The sequence below is a fragment of the Pseudomonas sp. B21-031 genome (genome assembly GCF_024748985.1).
GTDB classification, from domain to species: Bacteria; Pseudomonadota; Gammaproteobacteria; order Pseudomonadales; family Pseudomonadaceae; genus Aquipseudomonas; species Aquipseudomonas kermanshahensis.
The window spans coordinates 3,204,131-3,226,738 of the sequence record NZ_CP087181.1 but is presented as its reverse complement, the minus strand read 5'-3'; the positions used below and the strand labels follow the sequence as shown (position 1 = coordinate 3,226,738).

General features: G+C 62.9%; 21 protein-coding genes and 1 riboswitch. Of the genes, 8 read left to right on the top strand and 13 right to left on the bottom strand.

What is annotated here, in order from left to right; all coding sequences use genetic code 11:
* Positions 1-4 precede the first annotated feature (4 nt).
* The 4 genes from LOY53_RS14105 to LOY53_RS14090 all read right to left on the bottom strand — a co-directional run bounded on the left by LOY53_RS14105 (position 5) and on the right by LOY53_RS14090 (position 2,481).
* The gene (locus tag LOY53_RS14105) at positions 5-565 is read right to left on the bottom strand and encodes a DUF2589 domain-containing protein (protein ID WP_252824417.1); all 561 of its coding nucleotides are present in this window, start codon (positions 563-565) and stop codon (positions 5-7) included.
* Between the two features lie 60 nt (positions 566-625).
* Positions 626-1,324, bottom strand: coding sequence for a DUF2589 domain-containing protein (locus tag LOY53_RS14100; protein ID WP_258702813.1), 699 nt, complete (start codon positions 1,322-1,324; stop codon positions 626-628).
* A 40-nt stretch (positions 1,325-1,364) separates the two neighbouring features.
* Entirely contained in the window at positions 1,365-1,772 is a 408-nt protein-coding gene (locus LOY53_RS14095) for a Mor transcription activator family protein (protein WP_258702812.1), read from the bottom strand.
* A gap of 250 nt (positions 1,773-2,022) precedes the next feature.
* On the bottom strand, positions 2,023-2,481 hold the full coding sequence (locus LOY53_RS14090; RefSeq protein ID WP_252824414.1) for a hypothetical protein: 459 nt from the start codon (positions 2,479-2,481) through the stop codon (positions 2,023-2,025).
* Positions 2,482-2,630: 149 nt separating this feature from the next.
* Here LOY53_RS14090 and LOY53_RS14085 point away from each other — a divergent pair, with 149 nt between their 5' ends.
* A complete protein-coding gene (locus tag LOY53_RS14085) occupies positions 2,631-2,819 on the top strand; it encodes a hypothetical protein (protein WP_099453956.1) in 189 nt (62 codons plus the stop codon).
* Positions 2,820-2,855: 36 nt separating this feature from the next.
* On the opposite strand, the gene LOY53_RS14080 is transcribed toward LOY53_RS14085, so the two are convergent.
* The gene (locus tag LOY53_RS14080) at positions 2,856-3,230 is read right to left on the bottom strand and encodes a fe2+ zn2+ uptake regulation protein (protein WP_252824412.1); all 375 of its coding nucleotides are present in this window, start codon (positions 3,228-3,230) and stop codon (positions 2,856-2,858) included.
* Positions 3,231-3,427: 197 nt separating this feature from the next.
* On the opposite strand from LOY53_RS14080, the gene LOY53_RS14075 reads away from it, so the two are divergent.
* On the top strand, positions 3,428-5,719 hold the full coding sequence (locus LOY53_RS14075) for an acylase (RefSeq protein WP_258702811.1): 2,292 nt from the start codon (positions 3,428-3,430) through the stop codon (positions 5,717-5,719).
* Between the two features lie 41 nt (positions 5,720-5,760).
* Here LOY53_RS14075 and LOY53_RS14070 read toward each other — a convergent pair whose 3' ends face one another.
* Positions 5,761-6,483: a UDP-2,3-diacylglucosamine diphosphatase gene (locus LOY53_RS14070; protein ID WP_252824409.1), complete on the bottom strand. Its 723-nt coding sequence runs from the start codon at positions 6,481-6,483 to the stop codon at positions 5,761-5,763.
* Complete coding sequence (locus tag LOY53_RS14065; protein ID WP_252824407.1) at positions 6,480-6,983, bottom strand: peptidylprolyl isomerase; 504 nt, start codon at positions 6,981-6,983, stop codon at positions 6,480-6,482. The genes LOY53_RS14070 and LOY53_RS14065 overlap by 4 nt, the downstream gene beginning before the upstream one ends.
* Before the next feature lie 249 nt (positions 6,984-7,232).
* Between LOY53_RS14065 and LOY53_RS14060 the strand changes: the two genes are divergently transcribed.
* Positions 7,233-8,936 (top strand): glutamine--tRNA ligase/YqeY domain fusion protein, encoded by a 1,704-nt coding sequence (locus tag LOY53_RS14060; protein ID WP_027594817.1) that lies wholly within the window; start codon positions 7,233-7,235, stop codon positions 8,934-8,936.
* 9 nt (positions 8,937-8,945) lie between these two features.
* Entirely contained in the window at positions 8,946-10,328 is a 1,383-nt protein-coding gene (gene cysS, locus LOY53_RS14055; protein WP_252824405.1) for a cysteine--tRNA ligase, read from the top strand.
* A 42-nt stretch (positions 10,329-10,370) separates the two neighbouring features.
* Here cysS and LOY53_RS14050 read toward each other — a convergent pair whose 3' ends face one another.
* On the bottom strand, positions 10,371-11,261 hold the full coding sequence (locus tag LOY53_RS14050) for an EamA family transporter (protein ID WP_252824404.1): 891 nt from the start codon (positions 11,259-11,261) through the stop codon (positions 10,371-10,373).
* A gap of 113 nt (positions 11,262-11,374) precedes the next feature.
* Between LOY53_RS14050 and LOY53_RS14045 the strand changes: the two genes are divergently transcribed.
* Positions 11,375-12,220 (top strand): helix-turn-helix domain-containing protein, encoded by an 846-nt coding sequence (locus LOY53_RS14045; protein ID WP_252824402.1) that lies wholly within the window; start codon positions 11,375-11,377, stop codon positions 12,218-12,220.
* On the opposite strand, the gene LOY53_RS14040 is transcribed toward LOY53_RS14045, so the two are convergent.
* From LOY53_RS14040 to LOY53_RS14020, 5 genes are all read right to left on the bottom strand, one after another.
* On the bottom strand, positions 12,133-13,524 hold the full coding sequence (locus tag LOY53_RS14040) for a HAMP domain-containing sensor histidine kinase (RefSeq protein WP_099453962.1): 1,392 nt from the start codon (positions 13,522-13,524) through the stop codon (positions 12,133-12,135). The genes LOY53_RS14045 and LOY53_RS14040 overlap by 88 nt on opposite strands.
* Positions 13,502-14,182 (bottom strand): response regulator transcription factor, encoded by a 681-nt coding sequence (locus LOY53_RS14035; protein WP_027594822.1) that lies wholly within the window; start codon positions 14,180-14,182, stop codon positions 13,502-13,504. The genes LOY53_RS14040 and LOY53_RS14035 overlap by 23 nt, the downstream gene beginning before the upstream one ends.
* Positions 14,183-14,340: 158 nt before the next feature.
* Positions 14,341-15,360 (bottom strand): branched-chain amino acid aminotransferase, encoded by a 1,020-nt coding sequence (locus tag LOY53_RS14030; RefSeq protein ID WP_027594823.1) that lies wholly within the window; start codon positions 15,358-15,360, stop codon positions 14,341-14,343.
* Positions 15,361-15,603: 243 nt separating this feature from the next.
* Positions 15,604-15,963, bottom strand: a complete 360-nt coding sequence (locus LOY53_RS14025; RefSeq protein WP_085273476.1) for a hypothetical protein — start codon at positions 15,961-15,963, stop codon at positions 15,604-15,606.
* Entirely contained in the window at positions 15,960-16,337 is a 378-nt protein-coding gene (locus LOY53_RS14020) for a glyoxalase superfamily protein (protein ID WP_099453964.1), read from the bottom strand. The genes LOY53_RS14025 and LOY53_RS14020 overlap by 4 nt, the downstream gene beginning before the upstream one ends.
* Positions 16,338-16,448: 111 nt before the next feature.
* A riboswitch (cobalamin riboswitch) is annotated at positions 16,449-16,663 on the top strand.
* A 99-nt stretch (positions 16,664-16,762) separates the two neighbouring features.
* On the opposite strand from LOY53_RS14020, the gene cobW reads away from it, so the two are divergent.
* Genes cobW through LOY53_RS14005 form a run of 3 tightly spaced genes read left to right on the top strand, consistent with a single transcriptional unit; the run spans position 16,763 to position 22,607 of the window.
* A complete protein-coding gene (cobW, locus tag LOY53_RS14015; protein WP_099429505.1) occupies positions 16,763-17,830 on the top strand; it encodes a cobalamin biosynthesis protein CobW in 1,068 nt (355 codons plus the stop codon).
* Positions 17,831-17,833: 3 nt separating this feature from the next.
* Positions 17,834-21,595 carry a cobaltochelatase subunit CobN gene (gene cobN / locus LOY53_RS14010; protein ID WP_252824398.1) on the top strand — a complete coding sequence of 1,254 codons (3,762 nt, stop codon included), beginning with the start codon at positions 17,834-17,836 and terminating at the stop codon, positions 21,593-21,595.
* Between the two features lies 1 nt (position 21,596).
* Positions 21,597-22,607, top strand: coding sequence for an ATP-binding protein (locus tag LOY53_RS14005; protein WP_258702810.1), 1,011 nt, complete (start codon positions 21,597-21,599; stop codon positions 22,605-22,607).
* Position 22,608 lies beyond the last annotated feature (1 nt).

Here is a 22,608-nt window from a genome sequence, read left to right as displayed (position 1 = left end):
GCGGTCAGCGGACCGTGGCAGCTTCGACGAATTCATTGGTATCGGGAGTAGGCGAGGGTGTGGGTTTGGCTATGCGCACCGGTGTGATCAGGCTGGTGTATTCCTCGATCAGCCGGTTAAGCGCTTCAGGCGGCTCACTGGCCTGGAACTGCATGCGGATCTGCACCTCGTCAGGGTCGCGACTGTCGCCCTGACGGCCCTGGCTACCAATGGTCACCTTGAAACTGGCGGCGTTCGTCTCGCTGGCCGCCAGCAGCGCCTGCTGCGCCTCGGTGCCCTTGACGCGGACCGACAGGTCAACCTGCATGCGCTCAAGCGCCAGGCCCTTGGGCGACACCAGTGCGAACAAGGGCACACGCATGATGTGCTGCTCATCCATGGCAATTTCGACCATCTTGGCCTTCATGGGCGCACCCAGTGCGTCGGTGTCGCAGTCGAAGAATTGATCGAACAGATTGATGTACTGCTGCGCTATCAGGCTGTTGGTGGCGCTGGCGGCTTCTTGCAGGCCGCGTGTGATCTCGCGTAGATCGATGGATGTCATGGGGGCAAGGGGCTTGTCCAAACGTTCGGCTCCTGGGTTCAGGGGGTGCCCCCTGTTGCGAGGGGGCGATCGTTACCGACTTCAGTTAGCAGCAGGTGCCCCAGGCGTTATTTGGTTGCCAGGCCCGTTCTGGGCGGCGGGCGCTGGTTTGATAGCGTTCGTGAGGCCGTTGAGCGTGTCGGCTTGCGAGATCATGTCCGGGCTATTGAGCTTTGTGGACTTCACGACAGTGGGTTTGGTGGCGGCCTCGGTCAGGAAGTCGATGACCCTCATCATCGCTTCAGGCGGGTCTTGGCGTTTCAGGGTTGTGTTGAAGGCATAGCGGGCACGGGTGTCGGTCTTGCGGGTTTGCGTGGACTTGTGGCTGATGCTGCCCTTGACGTTGAGTTTGAACGGCCCCCAACCCAGCGACCCGGTTGCGGTTGCAGCCAAGTTCTTGTCGGTCACGTCCTCCGACATCTGGTTGATGGTCAGTTCGAACTCGACATTACCTTCCTCGATGGCGATGTTCGGGTGGGTGATCGCCGCTACCAGCGGCACTTTCATGGTTTTGCTGACGACACCTTGGTACTCACCCTGTTCATCGACGATGGTTTCGTCATAGTCGAACTGGATGGCGACGGCCTTGCCTTCCTGAACGCACACTTGCATCAGGAAGTCGGCGTAGGACTTGCTCGCGGTAACTTGTGCCTGAACCATGGCTTGCAGGGGGCCTGCGATCATGCGGTCCATCGGCAAGGCATTGATGACGGATCCGATGAGGCTGTTGTCTAGGGACATAGCTGGATTCTCTTTTTAATGGGTGCTGCAAACGTGGCCGTCAGTGGCGACCACAAGGGTTATCGACTAGCGAACATAGGGGGTCCTGTCGGCGGATATTGCCGATCTGCCGCAGGCTCAGGCCGTACTTGTCGGCCAGCAGGCTGCGCGACAAGCCATCGGCGCTTTCCTGCTGGATCTGCAGGTTGCGCAACTGGCGCATGAAGTGGTCGGCCTTGGGGATTTCCAGGGCCACGCCAGCGAAACGCTTGATCAGCGCATCGAGCGCGTCGGCCGGGAGCACATCGGCGAGCTTGGTGCGCTCGCGGTGCTTGGGGATGTATTTGGGTCTGCCGCCATAGGCGCAGGTGAGCTGGAATGCATTGTCGATACCGATGCAGTCGATCAGCGCTTGCAGTGAATGGGGTAACTGGCTGATGTCTATTCGGGTAAGGTCTGGTAACTCCATGCGACGCTCCATCGTTCGGTGTAGATGTGGTAAGCGATCACCTGCGACGTTGGGTCGAAGGCGTGACTGAATTCTCAGGTAGAGCCAAGGTGCGTCGCTAGGCGCCATATAGGCTGGGGTTTGTAGCCTCGTTGAACAGTGCTTGCAGGCAGTGATTTCCGTTCTTGTAGGACTTGCCTTCAACTATTTGCTGCAGCCGTTGAATTCCCGTTAGGACACGCCGTGGCGTACCTGCTGGGGCCAGTGACCCTCAGTCACACGGATAGCTGCTCAGCAGGCTTGCGCTTCTCAGGTATGCCTTGGGGGTTGTGCTCATGCCTTGGGGCAGGGCGCGCCAGTCGACCAGCAGGCACAGCGCGCTGAACGCGTGCTCGGCGCGTTTTCCTACAATGCGACCGGGAAAATCTCGGCGATAAAGTGCCCGGGTCTGCTGCACGGCGTGCACCTGGTCGGCCTGTGCCAGCGTTTGTCGGGCCAATTCCGGTAGCAGGGTTGCCGGCACGCTGAAGTGCACCTGGGTGGCATGAGCCTGCAAGTAACCCGCTTCGCGAACGCTGTACCAGAGCTGCTGCCATTGACTGGACCCGGCGTTGGCCGCCAGTTCACTGCCTAGTTTGAGCAACTGTTCGGTGGGCGTCTGGCGCGTGTCCAGCGCGTAAAGAGGGAGGGGCGTCACAACAAGGGATGCGAGCAGCAGGGATTTGTACATGGTGCCTCCGGCACGGGCGATGAGGGCCCATGCTTTCAGGCGAATGGCACCACGCTAAGCAGGAAATGCAGCGCCGGTGCGGGCGGGCGTTGTATCATTGCCGCGGCTCGCTGCGAGCCTTTTGCCCCTGATGTTGCAAGGAACTTTCAATGACACACGTGCAGCGCCTCAAATATTCACTTCTGATCATCCTGGTGGTACTGGGCCTCATGGTTGGCCTGTCCCACCTGCAAAAGCAGGGCACGATCAGTGAGCAGACCTTCCAGATGCTGGCGATCGCCATTGCAGTGGTCGTGGTGGTCATCAACGGCATTCTGCGGCGCAAGGTCAAGCCCTGACCTGTGCGGGCCGGCCAGGCGTGGCCGGCCGTACGCTCAGCGTGGGGACGCTTGATCCAGCACGGCGCGGGCCTGGGGGTTGAGGCTGTAGCATTTGTCGCTGCCCAGGTTGATGACGCCTTCGGCGCACAGCCGCTTGAGCACTTCACGCACACTTAGGAACGACAGCGGAATGTCCAGTTGTTCCAATTGCGCGTGCACGCCACGCACGCCAATGCTGCGACCATTACGGTCGGCTGCATGCAACGCATCGATCACCTTCAAGCGGATCAGGCTGGTGCGCAGGCCAAAGGTGCGTAAGAGTTCGCGAATCTGTTCGTTACCGACACGTTCTTCGACAAAAACGTCCTGTCCTTTGGGCGCTTTGCCGGGTACGCGTGCAGCCTGCATTGAGGGTTGCGGGTTGTACATGTGAATGCTCCTTTTCGTGGACTAACCCGAAATGTGGTTGCCTCACTTACTAGGACGAATGAGAACGGAAAATCTGCAGCCCGCTCGAAAAAAAATATGCCTGTTCCTGATCAAGACGTTCTATCGCCTTGTAATACGTAAAATTTTCATTCAGCCATTCGTCTGATCGGGATGACCCCTGGATCCGAGGTGTGCCCGTGTTCTCAATTTCTCGTCCCATGACCCGCGCAGGGCTGGCGGCTGCGTTGGTAGCCTTCAGCACTGCCGCGCTGGCGCAGCCCGCCAGCACGGATGCCAGTGCGCAGATTCGGCGTACCAGCTACGGAGTGCCGCACATCGTGGCTAAGGATGAGCGCGGCCTTGGGTATGGCATTGGCTATGCCTACGCGCAGGACAATCTCTGCCTGTTGGCTAACGAAGTGTTGACGGTTAGTGGCGAGCGATCGCGGCACTTCGGTGCCAAGGCCAAGACCGTCGAGCAACGGGATAACCTTGCCAGCGACCTGTTCTTCACCTGGCTCAATACGCCGAGCGCTGTGGGGGCATTTCTGCAGGCACAACCGGCACCGGTGCGTGATCTGCTCGATGGCTATGCACGCGGCTTCAACCGTGCCCTCGCCGAGCGCCGCAGCCAAGGCCTGCCGGCAGAGTGCGGGAAGGGGGACTGGGTGCGGCCGATCACCCGCGAAGACTTGATCAAGTTGACCCGTCGCCTGTTGGCTGAGGGGGGCGTAGGACAGTTCGCCGAAGCGTTGGCAGGGGCACAGCCTCCCTCACTGACCAGCCAGCGCGAGGCCACAGGCTTTGCCACGGCGTTGGCCCGGCAGGAGCGTTTTGCCTCAGAGCGCGGCAGCAACGCGGTAGCCGTCGGTTCGCAGCGCTCGGCCAATGGCCGCGGCCTGCTGCTGGCCAATCCGCACTTTCCCTGGATGGGCGGCATGCGCTTCTACCAGATGCAACTGACCATACCGGGCCAGTTGAATGTGATGGGGGCGGCACTACCGGGCTTGCCTGTGGTGAACATCGGCTTCAACCGGCATCTGGCCTGGACACATACGGTCGACACGTCAAATCATTTCACCCTTTACCGCCTTCAGCTCGACCCGAAGGACCCGACCCGCTACTTGCTCGATGGCAAGTCACTGCCGCTGATGCGGCAGGCCGTCAGCGTCACGGTCAAGGCCGAGGATGGCACCTTGAGCCAGGTAGAACGCCAGGTCTACAGCTCGGAATTCGGGCCAGTGGTGCAATGGCCTGGGCGCCTGGATTGGGACGTGCACGCGGCCTACAGCCTGCGCGACGCCAACCTGGGCAATACGCGGGTGCTGCAGCAGTGGTACCGCATCAACCGCGCCGACAGCCTGGACGCGTTGAAGGGCTCGGTGCAGCAGCTACAGGGCATTCCCTGGGTTAACACGCTTGCTGTCGATGAGGGGGGCGGGGCGCTGTACCTGAACCAGTCGGTGGTGCCGTACGTCGACCAGCAACTGCTGAGTGAGTGCGGCAACCCCAAGGCGCAAGGGCGCATGGTGGTGCTCGATGGCTCGCGCAGTGCCTGCCAGTGGAAGGTCGACGCGCAGGCCGCGCAGCCCGGCATCTTCCCGGCACGATTGCTGCCGAGCCTCGAGCGCGAGGACTTCGTGCAGAACTCCAACGACCCTGCCTGGATGGCCAACCCGGCTCAGCCGTTGACCGGGTTTTCGCCGCTGGTCAGCCGCGATGACCAGCCGCTCGGCATGCGTGGGCGTTTTGCCCTGCAGCGCCTGCAAGGCACGGCCAAGCTGGGTGTAGACGACCTGCAGCGCATGGTGATGGACGATGAAGTCTACCTCGCGAGTTTGCTGCTGCCGGACCTGCTGGCGTGGTGCAAGGGTGCCGAGGCAGATGTGCAGCCTGTCTGTGCCAGCCTGGTCGCCTGGAATGGCAAGGCAGACCTGGACAGCGGCGTTGGCCTGGTGCATTTCGAAAACATGCTCGAGGCCCTGGCGGCTCACCCTGAAAGCTGGCGGGTAGCGTTCAACCCGGCCGACCCGCAGCATACGCCGCGTGGCCTCGCGGTCGAGCAGGCGGCAGTGCGCAAGCTGCTGCACCAGGCGGCGCTGGCGTCCCAGCAGCAAGTGGCCAAAAGCGGGGTAGGGGGCGATAGCCGTTGGGGGCAGGTGCAGCAGGCTATCGATGGTACGCCGGTGCCTGGCGGGCCGCAGGGGCTTGGGGTGTATAACGCGATCCACAGTGTGCCGCATGGGCCGGGCAAGCGCCTGGTGGTCAGTGGTACCAGCTACCTGCAACTGGTCAGCTTTACCGAACAAGGGCCGCAGGCGCGCGGGCTGCTGGCGTTTTCCCAGTCGAGCGAGGCGGGCTCTGCACATGCGCATGACCAGACCAAGGCGTTCTCGGCCAAGCTGTTGGCAATGATTCCGTTTACCGAGGCGCAGATAAAGGCAGATCCTGAGTATCGCGAGACAGTGATCAGCGAAGGGGATAGATAAGTGAATCTGGGGCTGCGAAGCGGCCCCAGATTTCCGGGTATTCAGGAAAACTCAAACGGCGTTAACTGAAAGCCCTGCTCATCGACCTGCAGGGTCCAGCCCCGGCGGTCCCAGTCCCCCAGCACAATGCGCCGTGCCGGTTGCCCGTCCACCACTAGCTTGTGAATCGCCGGCCGGTGGGTATGGCCGTGAACCAGCGTCCTGACACCGTGCGCCGCCATCACCTTGGGTACTTCCGCTGGCGTGACGTCGACGATTTCCGTGGCTTTCATGCGCGTTTGCGTGCGGCTTTCACTGCGTAGCTTGCGCGCCAGCTTGTGTCGCGTGGACAGCGGCAGGTGCCGCAGAATCCACAGGCTCAACGGGTTGCGTAGGTAACGACGCAGCTTCATGTAGGCCACGTCCCGGGTGCACAGCGTGTCACCATGCATCAGCAGCACCTGCTCACCGCCCAGTTCGACAACGCTCGGGTCGGCCAGCAAGGTGCAGCCTGCGGCATCGCAAAAGTCCTGACCCATCAGGAAATCACGGTTGCCATGCATCAGGTAGACCGCCGTACCGCTGTCGCTCAACTGGCGCATGGCCTGGCAGATCGACTGCTGGAACGGCGTCATGGCATCGTCGCCGATCCACGCTTCGAAGAAGTCGCCCAGGATATACAGCGCGTTGGCATGCCGCGCACGGCCGTCGAGCAGATCAAGAAACGCCCGGGTGATATCCGGGCGTTCTTCTTGCAGGTGCAGATCGGAGATCAGCAGTATCACCCAATGATCTCGGCTTTCTCGATGATCACGTCTTCTTTCGGTACGTCCTGGTGGCCCGCTTTCGAACCGGTGGCGACTTTTTCGATGGCGTCGACGATTTCACGGCCTTCGATCACTTCGCCGAATACCGCGTAGCCCCAACCCTGCACGTTTTTGCCGCTGTGGTTGAGGAAGTCGTTGTCGGAAGCGTTGATGAAGAACTGCGCCGAGGCAGAGTGCGGCTCCATGGTGCGGGCCATGGCGATGCTGTACTTCTTGTTCTTCAGGCCATTGTCGGCTTCGTTCTGGATGCTGGCACGCTTGTCACGCTTTTCGTTCATGCCTGGCTCGAAACCGCCGCCCTGGATCATGAAGCCCTTGATCACACGGTGGAACACGGTGTTCGAGTAGTGACCGGCTTCAACGTATGCCAGGAAGTTGGCAACGGTCAGCGGGGCTTTTTCGGCGTTCAGTTGCAGGACGATGTCGCCGTGGTTGGTGCTCAGTTTAACTTTGGACATGCTGAAATTCGCTCTTTCAAGGCATTAAGGAATTAGGGTGCGCAGTGCGCGGGTTATCACCTGACGCAGTATCAGGCGATCGCGACACAATGGCGCGCACAGGCCATTTTGCCAGCCTGCGGCAAAAAGCCGTGATAAATCACGCCAGTTTGTCCGAGCCCGGCTGTCAGCAGCTTGACTGCTTCGGCTATGATAGGCCCTTTGATTCAATCGGCCTACCCAGGCCGGACACGTGCATTCAAGGATCCTATGAGCAAGCCCACTGCCGACAACGCGCCCAACGCCGCTGCCAAAGGCGCCCCCGCTGTCCCTGCGAACTTCCTGCGGCCGATCATCCAGGCCGACCTGGACTCGGGCAAGCACAGCAGCATCGTCACCCGCTTCCCGCCGGAGCCCAACGGTTACCTGCACATTGGTCACGCCAAGTCGATCTGCGTGAACTTTGGCCTGGCCAAGGAATTCGGTGGCGTCTGCCACCTGCGATTCGACGATACCAACCCGGCCAAGGAAGACCAGGAATACATCGACGCCATCCAGAGCGACGTCAAGTGGCTGGGCTTCGACTGGGCCGGCGACGTGCGCTATGCCTCCAACTACTTCGACCAGTTGCACGACTGGGCGGTCGAGCTGATCAAGCGTGGCAAGGCGTATGTCTGCGACCTGACCCCTGATCAGGCCAAGGAATACCGCGGCAACCTCAAGGAGCCTGGCAAGAACAGCCCGTTCCGCGAGCGCAGCGTCGAAGAGAACCTCGACCTGTTCGCACGCATGAAAGCCGGCGAGTTCAAGGACGGCGAGCGCGTACTGCGGGCCAAGATCGACATGGCGTCGCCGAACATGAACCTGCGCGACCCGATTCTTTACCGCATCCGTCATGCCCACCACCACCAGACCGGTGACAAGTGGTGCATCTACCCGAACTACGACTTCACCCACGGCCAGTCGGACGCCATCGAGGGCATTACCCACTCGATCTGCACCCTGGAGTTTGAAGGCCACCGTCCGCTGTACGATTGGTTCCTCGACAACCTGCCGGTGCCGGCGCACCCACGTCAGTACGAGTTCAGCCGCCTGAACCTGAACTACACCATCACCTCCAAGCGCAAGCTCAAGCAGTTGGTCGACGAGAAACACGTCGATGCCTGGGATGACCCGCGCATGTCGACCCTGTCCGGCTTCCGCCGCCGCGGTTACACGCCGGCGTCGATCCGCAATTTCTGCGAGATGATCGGTACCAATCGTTCCGACGGCGTGGTCGACATGTCGATGCTCGAATTCAGCATCCGTGACGACCTCGACCGCACCGCGCCACGTGCCATGTGCGTACTGCGCCCGCTGAAGGTGGTCATCACCAACTACCCGGAAGGCCAGGTCGAGCAGCTCGAACTGCCGCGCCACCCGAAGGAAGACATGGGTGTACGTGTACTGCCGTTCGCCCGCGAGCTGTACATCGACCGCGACGACTTCATGGAAGAACCGCCAAAGGGCTACAAGCGCCTGGAACCGGCCGGTGAAGTGCGCCTGCGTGGCAGCTACGTGATTCGCGCTGATGAAGCCATCAAGGATGCCGACGGCAACATCGTCGAACTGCGTTGCTCGTACGACCCGGACACCCTGGGCAAAAACCCGGAAGGCCGCAAGGTCAAGGGCGTGATCCACTGGGTGCCGGCCGCAGGCAGCGTCGAGTGCGAAGTGCGCCTGTACGACCGCCTGTTCCGCTCGCCAAACCCGGAAAAGACCGAGGACGGCGGCAGCTTCCTGGACAACATCAACCCAGATTCGCTGCAAGTGCTGACCGGCTGCCGCGCCGAACCGTCGCTGGGCCAGGCACAGCCTGAAGACCGCTTCCAGTTCGAGCGCGAAGGCTACTTCTGCGCCGACCTCAAGGACAGCCAGCCGGGTCGCCCGGTGTTCAACCGCACTGTCACCCTGCGTGACTCCTGGGGCAGCTAAGGAACCGTCGTGCTTAACATCTACAACACGCTGAGCAAAACCAAGGAAGCCTTCAAGCCGCTAGATGGCAACAAGGTGCGCATGTACGTGTGCGGCATGACCGTGTACGACTACTGCCATCTTGGCCACGGCCGCAGCATGGTGGCCTTCGACCTGGTCACCCGTTGGCTGCGCAAGAGCGGCTACGAGCTGACCTATGTGCGCAACATCACCGACATCGACGACAAGATCATCAACCGGGCCAACGAGAACGGCGAGACCTTCGACGCGCTGACCGCCCGCATGATCGACGCGATGCACGAAGACGAGCGCCGCCTCAACATCCTGCCGCCGGACCAGGAGCCACGTGCCACCGATCACATCGCGGGCATGCACGCCATGATCCAGACGCTGATCGACAAGGGCTACGCGTACGCGCCAGGTAACGGCGACGTGTATTACCGGGTAGGCAAGTTCGTCGGCTACGGCAAGCTGTCGCGCAAGAAGATCGAAGACCTGCGCATCGGTGCCCGCATCGAGGTCGACGAGGCCAAGCAGGACCCGCTGGACTTCGTGCTGTGGAAGGGCGTCAAGCCGGGCGAGCCGAGCTGGGAATCGCCGTGGGGCCCGGGCCGTCCGGGCTGGCACATCGAGTGCTCGGTGATGTCCACCTGCTGCCTGGGTGAGAGCTTCGACATTCACGGTGGCGGCAGCGACCTGGAGTTCCCGCACCACGAGAACGAGATCGCCCAGAGCGAAGCGGCCACCGGCAAGCAGTACGCCAATGCCTGGATGCACTGCGGCATGATCCGTATCAACGGCGAGAAGATGTCCAAGTCGTTGAACAACTTCTTCACCATCCGTGACGTGCTCGAGAAGTATCACCCGGAGGTAGTGCGCTACCTGCTGGTGGCCAGCCATTACCGCAGTGCCATCAACTACTCCGAAGACAGCCTGCGCGATGCAAAAGGCGCGTTGGAGCGCTTCTACCACGCTCTGCGCGGCTTGCCACGGGTGGCGGCCAAGGGTGGCGAGGTGTTTGTCGAGCGCTTCAGCATGGCGATGAACGACGACTTCGGCACACCCGAAGCCTGCGCCGTGCTGTTTGACCTGGTGCGCGAGATCAATCGCCTGCGCGACAGCGATCTCGACGCGGCAGCGGGCCTTGCTGGCCGCCTGCGTGAGCTGGGTGATGTGCTGGGTGTGCTGCAGCTGGAGGCTGATGACTTCCTGCGTGCAGGCGCAGAAGGCAAGGTCGATGCGGCTGAAGTGGAAGCGTTGATCCAGGCGCGCCTGCAGGCGCGTGCAGACAAGAACTGGGCGGAATCCGACCGTGTCCGTGACCAGCTGACCGCCATGGGCGTGGTGCTGGAAGACGGCAAGGGCGGGACTACCTGGCGCTTGGCCGACTGATCAATGGCGCGAGGGGCTGCCACGCAGCCCTTTCGCGACACGCTACGAAACAGCAGGCAGCGGTTTTCTCCCCAACACCGCTGGCCCTTTCTTCATGCCGACCGCCAGCGCCGACAAGATCAGGGCAATACACAGCCACTCCCAGCCGCTAGGCACCTCATCCACAATCAAGGCTGAGCTGACGATGCCGAATACCGGAATCAGCAGCGACAGCGGCGCTACCGTGGACACCGGGTATTCGCGCAACAGGTAATTCCATCCCCAATAGCAGAAGTGCGTCGCGGCATACACCTGGAATATCAGGGAAAAGGCCACGACAGCATTCGTCTGCGCTGCCAGTGCCACGAACGGGGTTGCGCCATGCAGCCACCAAGTGAGCGACAGCAAGGGTATTGGCGCAAATAGGCTGGCCCATACCACGAAGGCAAAGATCTCCTTCACCTTTGACAGCTTGATGATGACGTTGCCGATGCTCCAGGCCAGCGCGCTGATCAAGACCAGCAGCAACCCTGTTGTCGTGGTTTTGCCCGGGCTTGTTGCGAGGATGCCAAGCAAGCCGGTCGCCGCCAGCACGATACCGACCAGTTGCGGGCCGGACAGGGGCTCGCGAAACAGCAAGCAGCCCCACGCCAGGGTAAAGAATGCACTGAACTGAATCAGCAGCGAAGCGCTGCCCGGTGGCACGCCCATGGCGATGCCGAGATTGATCAGTGCCCACATGGCTACGCCGAAGATCAGGCCATAGGCACCTAACCAGCGGACGGCAACCTTCGGGCGCTTGATGAAAAACACCCATGGCAATGCGCACAGCGCGAAGCGCAAGCCAGTGAGCAGCAGTGGGTCGACGTGGGCCAAGCCCAGTTTTGTGACCGGGAAGTTGAGGCCCCACAGGGCTGTGACCAGGACGGCAAGGATCAGGTGTTTTCTGTGCATGGTTTGGCAATCTTCTGAGGTCGCGGCAGTGCGCCTTGACGCTTCAGTCACTATGCCGCCGCGACGGTTTGGCCCGCTTTCAATTCAAGGTCGAATATAATTAAAATCAGGCCATGACCTACGTTGAAGATACGCTGTACGACGACACGCCTTGTGATGTGGTGGTGACGAGAAAGGCCTTTGCCGATGGCGAACTGTTCCCTATGCACTGCCACGGCCGGGGGCAGTTTGCCTTTGCCGCCTGCGGCGTGATCACGGTTGCAACCGAGTCAGGTAATTGGGCCGTGCCGCCGTTGCGGGCCATCTGGGTACCTGCGCAAGTGGCCCATGCCATGCAGATGCGGGGCCCGGTGACCATGCTCAATGCCTATATTTGCCCACAGGCCGCCGAGCGGGTTGGGTTACCTGGGCATTGCCAGGTCTTTGCGGTTTCCCCTTTGGTGCAGCAGCTGCTTGAAAAGGCGATCGACGTGCCTGCGCAGTACCCCTTGCAGGGGCGTGATGCCTGCTTGATGGGCTTGCTGCTGCATGAGATTGCCGACATGCCGGCGCTCTCGCTGAATGCGCCGATCCCCGAGGAGCCGCGCCTTGCGCGGGCATGCAGAGCGTTTCTGGCGGCGCCCTCGCTGCAAACAGGCATCGATGGCATGGCGGACTGGGCCTGCATGAGTCGGCGCACGTTCACACGCCAGTTTCGTTTGTACACCGGGGTCAGCTTTATCGAATGGCGCCAGCAGGCCTGCTTGCTGGACGCCGTGGTTCGGCTTGGCAAAGGAGAGCCGGTCACCGGCGTCGCGCTGGCGCTTGGCTATAGCAGCCCGAGCGCCTTTGCGACCGTGTTCAAGCGCTTGCTGGGCGAGGTGCCCAGCCGCTACTTCGATGCCCCCGTCAATGGGCAATGCAGTGCCAGCCTGGCGCCGCCCAGTTCGCTGGCGCCTACCTCCAGCCCAAACCCATGAAGGTCGACGATCGCGGCAACGATCGACAAGCCCAGCCCGAAGCCTGGGTGCCGGTGACCTTCCTCGCTGCGATAGAACCGCTTCAGTACCGCCGTACGTTCCTCTTCAGGAATCCCCGGGCCGCTGTCCTCGATGGCGATGTGCAGGCCTTGGTCGTCCTGCGTCGCTAATACGCGCACGCGGCCACCTTCCGGGGTAAACTTGATAGCGTTGCCCACCAGGTTGGCCAGTGCCTCGAACAACAGTTCGCGATCACCGTGCAGCGCCGGTAGTTGTGCGGGCTGCTCAAGCTCGAGGCGAATACCGCCATCCTCGGCCAGTGGCAGGTAGAAGTCGTGCAGCTCTACCAACAGACCCTGCGGGTCGAGCTGTACAAACCCCGCACGCCGCTGACGGTCCTCCAGTTCACTGATGCGCAACAAGCCGCGAAAGCGCGCCATCAAGGTATCGGTTTCGCCAATTGCCTGGTCCAGCGCCTCGGCCTGCGCCGAGTCGGTGGCACTCTGCTGGCGGATTCGGTACAGCTGCGCGCGCAGGCGGGTCAGCGGCGTGCGCAGGTCGTGGGCAATGTTGTCGCACACCCCCTTGACCTCGTGCATCAACCGCTCAATGCGGTCGAGCATGGCATTGACGATGGCGGCAAGCATGTCCAGCTCATCGCGACGGGCTGACAGCGGTAGCCGGTGGGTGAGGTCACCGGCGACAATCAGCTCGGCCTGGGCCTGAATCGCACGGATGCGCTTGAGCGGCCTGCGCCGCAGCAGGTACCAGCCGGCAAACCCGGGGATCAAGGTCAGGGAAATACCCCAGAGCAGGGCATGCAGGATGATCCGCGTGACCACGAACAACGAGCCATTGTCCCGTACCAGCACCAGCCAACGGCCATCCTGCACTTTGATGGCCACGGCGTCGCAGCTGTCGCGTGGCATGTGCGGGTCATCGGCGTCCAGGCAGCGTTTGAGCTCATGCACCTTGCCGTCCAAGCCTAGCTCTGAAGGCAGCGTGCGCAGGCGGCCGCCAAGCGGGTTGAGTTGGGCATCGAACAGGCCGTAGGCGTCGAAGCTGCGCTCTTCGAAGGCCTGGCTGGCAATCAAGGCGTCGTCCAGTTGCTTGCCGCTCATGTGTGCGAACAGGTGCTGGCGCTGCAGCATGGAATGGCGGGTCAGTTTGTTCAGGTAGCTGGAGACCTCAAAGTACAGCACCCCCATCAGGATGCTGCTCCAGGCCACGAACAGGAAGCTGTACAGCGCCAGCAAGCGGCTGGTTGACGAGCTCCAGCCCTTAGACGGGTTCAGCAATGGCATAGCCGGAGCCCCGTACCGTACGGATCAGCGGCGATTGGCCGGGCGAGTCGATCTTCTTGCGCAAGCGGCCGATGTGGACGTCGATGAGGTTGGTGCCCGGGTCGAAGTGATAGCCCCAGACTTCCTCGAAGATCATCATCCGCGTGATCACCTGGCCGCTGTGGCGCATCAGGTATTCGAGCAGTTTGTACTCGGTCGGCAGCAGGTTGAGGGTGTGCTCGCCGCGGCGTGCTTCGTGGCTGATCAGGTCCAGCTGCAGGTCGGCGACTTGCAGGCGGGTCTGGGTCATCGGCACGCTGTTGCGGCGCAGCAGCACCTCGACACGGGCGGCCATCTCGTCCGAGGCGAACGGCTTGGTCAGGTAGTCATCCCCCCCGGCACGCAGGCCACGCACGCGTTCGTCAACGTCGGACAGGGCGCTGATCATCAGGATCGGCGTGGCGATTTTCAGGTTGCGCAAGGTCGTGACGATGGTCAAGCCATCGACTTCGGGCAGCATACGGTCCAGGGTAATCAGGTCGTAGCCACCGGCAATCGCCTTGGCCAGGCCTTCCCGGCCATTGTCGGCCCAATCCACGTCCAGGCCGTGGCTGGAGAGTTCGGCGACGATTTCCTGGCCGGTGACGGCGTCGTCTTCGATGGTCAGTACGCGTGGCATGCTGGTTCCTGGGCGGCGAATAGAGGCTTGATTGTGCCAAAGAATAGACAAACGGCGATTTAAGAAAAATTCATCTGGCGGATCGGGCCCGACCCTGCAGCCAAAAAAAGGGGCATGCCATCATCTGGCATGCCCCTTTGTCAGGCTAGCATGGCGCCTCAGGCGACCTTGACGATCCAGCCTGCTGGTGCTTCGACGTCACCGCTCTGGATGCCGGTCAGCTCGTTGTAGAGCTTTTGGGTTACCGGGCCGACTTTTTCCAGGTCATGGAAGACGTGCAGCTTGCCGTTGTACTCGATGCCACCGATCGGGGTGATTACCGCAGCGGTACCGCAAGCGCCTGCTTCGATGAAACGGTCGAGGTTGTTGATCTCGACATCGCCTTCGATCACTTTCAGGCCCAGGCGCGAGGACGCCAGTTCCATCAGCGACAGGCGGGTGATGCCTGGCAGCACGGAGGCCGATTTCGGAGTCACGAACTCGTTGTTGGCGGTGATGCCGAAGAAGTTGGCCGAACCGACTTCCTCGATCTTGGTGTGAGTCAGCGGATCGAGGTAGATGGCGTCGGCGAAGTTGGCCTTCTTGGCTTCAGCGCCCGGCTGCAGGCTGGCGGCATAGTTGCCACCGACCTTGGCCGCGCCGGTGCCTTGCGGGGCGGCGCGGTCGAAGCTGGAGATCTGGAAGTTGTGCGGCTTCATGCCGCCTTTGAAGTACGAGCCAACCGGGATGGCGAAGACCGAGAAGATGAACTCGGGGGCGGTGCGCACGCCGATGTTGTCACCGGTGCCGATCACGAACGGGCGCAGGTACAGGGCGCCTTTGCCATGGGGCGGCACGAAACGCTCGTTGGCCTTGACCACTTGCTTGCACGCCTCGATGAACACATCGGTCGGCACGTGTGGCATCAGCAGGCGGGCGCAGCTGCGCTGCATGCGTGCGGCGTTCTGGTCCGGGCGGAACAGGTTGATCGAGCCGTCCTTGCAACGGTAGGCCTTCAGGCCCTCGAAGCACTGCTGGCCGTAGTGCAGGGCAGTGGAGCCTTCACTGATGTGCAGTACGTTGTCTTCGGTCAGGGTGCCCTTGTCCCACTCGCCATTGCGCCATACGGACAGGTAGCGTTTATCGGTCTTGATGTAGTCGAAACCCAGCTTGTCCCAGTTAATGCTCTCGTTACTCATGACACCCTCGATTGTCTTGCAGATGCCCGATCGCTCGGGCTGCTGTTATATGCGCACCACGCCACGATAATACATCCGTCGCGGATCGGGAACGGCCAGTCACGAAACAGCGTGCGATTGGGTGGGGGGAGGGCGTATGTCTGGGGTTTTGCGGCGGCTATGAGGCCGAGCGCCGCCCGCGCGGGGCTCGATCTCGAGAGCGCCGAAGACCCTCCGCCATACACCCGGGCCACTACTTCTATCTCAGCGCCCCCGCAACCGCTTACCCCAATCCCCGCCGTGGCTACGGCTACAAGCCTCTTCACTGTCAAAGCGCACATGCCAGGCCGGGTGATCCAGCCGTATCCCCACTTCATCAAGCGCCTGACAGGTCAACGCCAGCATCCGCGCTTTGGCCACCCCAGCCAGCGCTGCAGCTTTGTCTGCCTCGCGCTCAAATACCCAGGTAATGCGCAGGCTGGCAGGAAAACTGTCGGGGTCAAGGTGATGGGTAAGCCAGGTGAACCCGACAATCTCTGCCTTGGCCGTTTCGCAGGCCTCCGTCAAACAAACCACCAGCTCACGCTCCACACGGGCCATTTCGCGCTTGCCCATGGCCTTCATTGCGCGGCCTCATCATCGATTTGCTGGCAGAAGCGCAGGCGGTTGCCAAACGGGTCATGGACCTGCATCTGCAGGCCCCAGTCCAGGCGCTCGGCTTCGGGGCGGGCGTAGCCGTAGCGTTTGTCCTGCAGTTCGCGCTCAAGGGCGCGCAGGTCGTCGAGGCGGGCGAACACGGTCGAGCCCGGGGTGGCATCGCCGTGGTGTTCGCTTAGGTGCAGGATCAGCCCATCGCGGTGGATTTGCGCGTACAGGGGCAGGTCCGGGCTGAAGCGGTGTTCCCAGTCCAGGCTGAAGCCGAGGAAGTCGAGGTAGAACTCTTTGGCTTTTTCGACCGAGAAAATACGCAGTACCGGGATGGCGGGGGCGAGCGGCATAGGGCGTCCTTGGCCGTTGATGAAGGTGCAACTGTAGCGTAGATGCGCCGTTGCTTGTGCGCCTGTCGCGCAATGGCCGACGGCAATGGTTGACCACCTGCCAGCCACTGCGTAGCCTTGCCACTTCGAGGTTCTTCGGCCAGGCCGAAGCTAAGACGGGAACGCGGTACAAGCCGCGGCTGCCCCCGCAACTGTAAGCACCGACAACGGGCCGACACAGCCACTGCGCAAGCGCGCGGGAAGGCGTCGCGCCCTCCAGCCCTGCTATTCAAAGCACGGCAGGTACGGTGCAAGCCAGGAGACCTGCCTCGAGGCGATTTCGACTTTCAACCGGGCGGGGTGATCCGGTGGCGAACAAGCCCGGCCGACCTGGCCCGTGGCTTTCGTCCTGCATGCCCGCGCCATCTTGCCAAGGGCATCGCGACATGAAAACACTGGCCAAACTCCCCGTCACCATCGTTACCGGCTTCCTCGGTTCGGGCAAGACCACCTTGCTTCGCCACATGCTCGACAACGCCCAGGGCCGCCGTATCGCGGTGATCGTCAATGAATTTGGCGAACTGGGCATTGATGGCGAGATCCTCAAACAGTGCAGCATCGGTTGCACCGAAGAAGAGGCCAGCGGCCGCGTGTACGAGCTGGCCAATGGCTGCCTGTGCTGCACCGTGCAGGAAGAGTTCTTCCCGGTCATGCGCGAGTTGGTCGCACGCCGTGGTGACCTTGACCACATCCTCATTGAAACCAGTGGCCTGGCCCTGCCAAAGCCGTTGGTACAGGCCTTCCAGTGGCCAGAAATCCGTAACGCCTGCACCGTCGATGCGGTCATTACCGTGGTCGACAGCCCGGCTGTGGCGGCCGGCACCTTTGCCGCCTACCCAGACCAGGTGGACGCACAGCGCAAGCTCGACCCGAACCTGGACCACGAGTCGCCGCTGCACGAACTGTTCGCCGACCAATTGGCCAGTGCCGACCTGGTGGTGCTGAACAAGGCCGACCTGATCGACGCCGAAGGCCTGGCCAAGGTCCGCGCCGAGGTGGCCGAAGAGCTGCCGCCCGCGGTCAAGGTGATCGAGGCCAGCAGTGGCCGTCTGCCACTGGACGTACTGCTGGGCGTGGGCGCCGAGTCTGAGGTGCACATCGATGGCCGCCGTACCCACCACGATTCGCACCACGATGGCGATGATCACGACGATCATGACCACGACGCCTTCGATTCGATCTCCATTGACCTGCCAGAAGCCGACGAAAGCCTGTTGCTCGATGCCCTGACCCAGTTGGTGGTCGAGTTCGGCATCCTGCGCGCCAAAGGTTTCGCCGCCATCCCGGGCAAGCCGATGCGCCTGCTGGTGCAAGGCGTGGGTACCCGCTTCGACAAGCACTTCGATCGCGCCTGGCGCGCTGACGAACCGCGTATCACGCGCCTGGTGCTGATCGGTCAGGACCTGGATGCCGTGCAGCTCGAAGCGCGTCTGCGCCAGGCCTTGGGCGCCTGACCCATGCACCTGCTGCGGACCCAGCCCGGCGGCTTCGTGCCGGATGACAGCATTGCCGACCTCGGCCAGACACCCGCCGAACTGGTGATCCTCTGCAGCGGCGATTCACACCTGGCATTGCTTGCCGATACCGCCGAGCAATTGCCTGAGGATTACCCCAGCTTGCGCTTGGCCAACCCGATGCAGGTGCAGAACCACGCCTCGGTCGACCTGTATGTCGACGAGGTGCTGCGCCATGCCAAGGTCATTCTGGTGTCGTTGCACGGTGGCGTTGGCTATTGGCGCTATGGCGTCGAGCAACTGGTCGCCCTGGCGGCCCGCGGCGTGCAGTTGATCCTGGTGCCGGGCGATGATCGCCCGGACCCTGAGCTGACCGGCCTGGGCAGCGTGACCGGCGATCAGGCCGAACGCCTCTGGCACTATCTGCGCCAGGGCGGCAAGGCTAACGCACTCAACCTGTTCAACTGCCTGGCCAACCAATGGCTGGGCCGTGACTATGGCTGGGACGAGCCGCAGCCACTGCCACGCACCTCGGTGTATCACCCGGTCAAAGGCAGTGCGCTGCTTGAGGACTGGTACGCGCAGTGGCACCCGGAGCATCCGGTGGCACCGTTGCTGTTCTACCGCTCACACCTGCAAGCGGCCAACACCGCGTTCATCGACGTCTTTTGCGAGCGTTTGCTGGCGGCGGGGCTCAACCCCTTGCCGATTGCCGTGGCCAGCCTCAAGGAAAGCGCCTGCTTCGAACAGGTCGAAGCCTGGCTGGACGAAGTCGGCGCCGAGGTCTTGATCAACACCACGGGGTTTGCCTTGTCCAGCCCCGAACGCCCCAACCTGCGCCCGTTCCGTCGCGACATCCCGGTGTTGCAGGCCATTTGCGCGCAGGACAACCAACCGGCGTGGGAAGCCAGCGAGCAGGGCCTGGGCGCGCGTGACCTGGCCATGCACATCGTTTTGCCGGAGCTGGACGGGCGGATCATCACCCGCCCGGTCAGTTTCAAGGACATGGCCTGGCGCAGTGAGCGCAGCCAGTCCGACGTAGTCTGTTACCGCGCCCACCCCGAGCGCATGGATTTTGTCGCCGAGCTCGCTCGGCGCTGGGTCGAGCTGGCCCGGTTAGCCAATGGCCAGAAGCGCGTAGCCTTGGTGCTGGCCAACTACCCGACCCGTGACGGCCGGATCGGCAACGGGGTGGGGCTGGATACGCCGGCAGCGGCCTTGAATATCCTCAAGGCACTGCAGGCCGAAGGTTATCCGTTGGCTGACCTGCCAGGCACTGGCACGCAGTTGATCCAGCAGTTGCTGGGCGGCGTGACCAATGACCTCGATCACCTGGACCAACGCCCGTGCGCGCAGAGCCTGAGCCTGGATGACTACCAGGCAGCGTTTTCCCGCCTGCCTGAAGCCAACCGCCAGGCAGTGCTGGAGCGCTGGGGGCCGCCGGAGCAAGACCCGATGTACCGCAGTGGCCGCTTGATGGTTGCGGGCTTGCGCTATGGCCTGACCTTCGTCGGCATCCAGCCGGCACGGGGCTATCAGGTCGATCAGAGTGCGGTGTATCACGACCCTGACCTGGTGCCGCCACACGCGTACTTGGCGTTTCACTTCTGGCTGCGCCATGCCTTTGCCGCCGACGCGGTGATCCACGTCGGCAAGCACGGCAACCTGGAGTGGCTGCCTGGCAAAGGGGTAGGGTTGTCTGCGCAATGCTGGCCAGACGCGCTGCTGGGCCCGCTGCCGAACATCTACCCGTTCATCGTCAACGACCCGGGCGAAGGCGCCCAGGCCAAGCGCCGGACCCAGGCGGTGATCATCGACCACCTGATGCCGCCGCTGACCCGTGCCGAAACCTATGGCCCGCTGCGTCACCTGGAACAACTGGCCGACGAATTCTACGAGGCGCAGCTGCTCGACCCGCGGCGTGCCCGTGAGCTGCAGCGCGACATTCTTGAACTGGTCAAGGCCAACCACATCGACCGGGAGCTGCAACTGGAAGGGCAGCTGGACGATGCCGCTGTGTGGCTGCCGCGTCTGGACACCTACCTGTGTGACCTCAAGGAATCGCAGATTCGCGATGGCTTGCACGTGTTTGGCCAGTCGCCCGAGGGCCGGCTGCGTTTGGACACTATGTTGGCCTTGTTACGTGTGGAGCGTGGTGACGGCCGGGGTGGTAATGCCAGCCTGTTGCGTGCACTGGCCAAGGCGCTGGTGCCGGGCTTTGACCCGCTCGATTGCGACCTTGGGCAGCCGTGGCAGGGACTGCGACCTGGGCCTTTGCAGGCGATCAGCGACGCGCCATGGCGCACCTGTGGCGATACCCGCGAGCGCCTAGAGCTGCTGGCCTTGCAGGTGATAGAGCAGGCGCTTGGCGGCACGCTGGCACTGCCCGCCCTGAGCGAATGGCAACCGGTACGTGATGTGTTGCGGGCGTTGTGTGACGCGGTGGCGCCGAGCCTGGATGCTTGTGGTGCGGCTGAGATCAACGGCCTGCTGGCGGCCCTGGCTGGTCGCTTCGTGCCGGCCGGCCCCAGTGGTGCGCCAAGCCGCGGGCGCCTGGATGTACTGCCGACCGGGCGCAACTTCTATACCGTGGATGTGCGCAACCTGCCCACCACCACAGCCTGGCGCCTGGGTTTTACCTCGGCGAGCCTGATTCTCGAGCGCCATTTGCAGGACCACGGCGACCACCTGCGCCAGTTGGGGCTGTCGGTATGGGGCACCGCGACCATGCGCACCGGCGGCGACGATATCGCCCAGGCAATGGCCCTGATGGGGGTACGCCCGGTGTGGGCCACCGGTAGCCAGCGGGTCGACGATTTCGAAATCCTGCCGCTGAGCCTGCTCGACCGCCCGCGGGTGGACGTGACCTTGCGGGTGTCGGGGTTCTTCCGCGACGCGTTCGGCAACTTGATCCGTCTGTTCGATGCTGCAGTTCAGGCGGTGGCGGCGCTGGATGAGCCTGATGACCTCAACCCGCTGGCAGCGCGCGTGCGCAGCGAGCGTGAGGCACTGCAGGCGCAGGGCGTGGAACCTGAGCAGGCGGTGCGCCAGGCAGGCTGGCGGGTATTCGGGGCCAAGCCCGGTGCCTACGGTGCCGGTGTGCAGAATGCAATCGATGGCCGCTTGTGGCACAGCCGTGACGACTTGGCTGAGGTCTACCTCAACTATGGCGGGTACGCCTATGGCGGCAGTGATGAAGGCACCCCGGCCCGTGAACAGTTCGCCCGCCGCCTGGGGCAGGTCCAGGCGGTACTGCAGAACCAGGATAACCACGAGCATGACCTGCTCGATTCCAACGACTACTACCAGTTCCAGGGTGGCATGCTGGCCGCCTCGGAAACCTTGTCTGGCGCGTCGGTGGCCAGCTACCACGGCGACCACAGCCAGGTCGATCGGCCGCGCATCCGCACCCTCAAGGAGGAGCTCAACCGAGTCATTCGTGCCCGTGCGCTCAACCCCAAGTGGATCGACGGGGTAAAGCGCCATGGCTACAAGGGGGCCTTCGAGATGGCGGCAACGGTCGACAACCTGTTCGCCTTCGATGCCACCACGCACCTGATCGACGACCATCATTATCAGTCGCTGGCCGATGCCTACGTGCTCGACCCGGCGACCCGCGATTTCATGCGCGAGCATAACCCCGAGGCCCTGCGCGACCTCACCGAACGCCTGCTGGAGGCCCAACAACGCGGCCTGTGGGAGGCGCCCGGCGATTACCGCGAAGCCCTTGAGGCGCAACTGCTCGACGGCGAGGAACAGGCTTGAAATGAGTGAACCCGTACAATTTCCGCTGGCCGCCGTGGTCGGTGCCGACGCGCTGAAACTGGCCCTGTGCCTGACCGCCATCGACCCGAAGATCGGTGGCGTGCTGATTGAAGGCCCGCGCGGCATGGCCAAGAGTACGTTGGCCCGTGGCCTCGCCGACCTGCTCGGCGAGGGGCCGTTCGTCACGCTGCCGTTGGGCGCCAGCGAAGAGCGCCTGGTCGGCACCCTCGACTTGGACGCCGCGTTGGGGCAGGGCAAGGCCCAGTTTTCACCCGGTGTGCTGGCCCAGGCTGATGGCGGCGTGCTGTACGTGGATGAGGTCAACCTGTTGCCCGATACCCTCGTCGACCTATTGCTCGACGTGGCCGCCAGCGGCACCAACCGCATCGAGCGTGATGGCATCTCGCACCGGCACAGCGCGCGTTTTGTGCTGATTGGCACCATGAACCCGGAAGAGGGCGAGTTGCGACCGCAGCTGCTTGACCGTTTTGGCTTGAATGTGGCCCTCGAAGGCTTGCCGGAGCCCCAGGCGCGCCAGCAGATCATCCGCCGTCGCCTAGCGTTCGACAGCGACCCGCAGGCCTTCTGCGCGCAATGGGCAACTGCCCAGTCGCAACTGCGCGAGCGCTGCCAGCAGGCGCGCCACGACCTCGCCCAGATTGCCCTGGACGATCAGGCCCTGGCCTGGATCACCGAGCGCTGCTACGGCGCCGGGGTCGATGGCCTGCGGGCGGACTTGGTCTGGCTGCGCGCAGCACGCGCGCACTGTGCCTGGCGCGGCGGCGAGGCCATTGAAGAAGCCGATGTCGAGGCGGTGGCCGAATTCGCATTGCGCCATCGTCGCCGTGTATCGCCCCAGCAGCAACCGCCTTCGACACCGCCTGAGACGGGCCAGCAGAGCGCAAGCAGCCAGGGCAGCCAAGGCGGGCAGGGTGACTGGGGCGCGCTGCCACCACAGCCAGTGACCAGTGGTGCGCGCCGTGAGGTGCCGAACTGGGCAAAAAAGCCCTGAG

What these genes read in the sequence shown, in the direction of transcription:
- LOY53_RS14005 (WP_258702810.1), top strand. Translation starts at nt 21,597, where the DNA reads ATGAGTGAACCCGTACAATTTCCGCTGGCCGCCGTGGTCGGTGCCGAC.
- LOY53_RS14045 (WP_252824402.1), top strand. Translation starts at nt 11,375, where the DNA reads ATGACCTACGTTGAAGATACGCTGTACGACGACACGCCTTGTGATGTG.
- LOY53_RS14050 (WP_252824404.1), bottom strand. Translation starts at nt 11,261, where the DNA reads ATGCACAGAAAACACCTGATCCTTGCCGTCCTGGTCACAGCCCTGTGG.
- LOY53_RS14060 (WP_027594817.1), top strand. Translation starts at nt 7,233, where the DNA reads ATGAGCAAGCCCACTGCCGACAACGCGCCCAACGCCGCTGCCAAAGGC.
- LOY53_RS14040 (WP_099453962.1), bottom strand. Translation starts at nt 13,524, where the DNA reads ATGCCATTGCTGAACCCGTCTAAGGGCTGGAGCTCGTCAACCAGCCGC.
- LOY53_RS14080 (WP_252824412.1), bottom strand. Translation starts at nt 3,230, where the DNA reads ATGTACAACCCGCAACCCTCAATGCAGGCTGCACGCGTACCCGGCAAA.
- LOY53_RS14020 (WP_099453964.1), bottom strand. Translation starts at nt 16,337, where the DNA reads ATGCCGCTCGCCCCCGCCATCCCGGTACTGCGTATTTTCTCGGTCGAA.
- LOY53_RS14025 (WP_085273476.1), bottom strand. Translation starts at nt 15,963, where the DNA reads ATGAAGGCCATGGGCAAGCGCGAAATGGCCCGTGTGGAGCGTGAGCTG.
- cobW (WP_099429505.1), top strand. Translation starts at nt 16,763, where the DNA reads ATGAAAACACTGGCCAAACTCCCCGTCACCATCGTTACCGGCTTCCTC.
- cobN (WP_252824398.1), top strand. Translation starts at nt 17,834, where the DNA reads ATGCACCTGCTGCGGACCCAGCCCGGCGGCTTCGTGCCGGATGACAGC.
- LOY53_RS14030 (WP_027594823.1), bottom strand. Translation starts at nt 15,360, where the DNA reads ATGAGTAACGAGAGCATTAACTGGGACAAGCTGGGTTTCGACTACATC.
- LOY53_RS14100 (WP_258702813.1), bottom strand. Translation starts at nt 1,324, where the DNA reads ATGTCCCTAGACAACAGCCTCATCGGATCCGTCATCAATGCCTTGCCG.
- LOY53_RS14035 (WP_027594822.1), bottom strand. Translation starts at nt 14,182, where the DNA reads ATGCCACGCGTACTGACCATCGAAGACGACGCCGTCACCGGCCAGGAA.
- LOY53_RS14090 (WP_252824414.1), bottom strand. Translation starts at nt 2,481, where the DNA reads ATGTACAAATCCCTGCTGCTCGCATCCCTTGTTGTGACGCCCCTCCCT.
- LOY53_RS14065 (WP_252824407.1), bottom strand. Translation starts at nt 6,983, where the DNA reads ATGTCCAAAGTTAAACTGAGCACCAACCACGGCGACATCGTCCTGCAA.
- LOY53_RS14095 (WP_258702812.1), bottom strand. Translation starts at nt 1,772, where the DNA reads ATGGAGTTACCAGACCTTACCCGAATAGACATCAGCCAGTTACCCCAT.
- LOY53_RS14085 (WP_099453956.1), top strand. Translation starts at nt 2,631, where the DNA reads ATGACACACGTGCAGCGCCTCAAATATTCACTTCTGATCATCCTGGTG.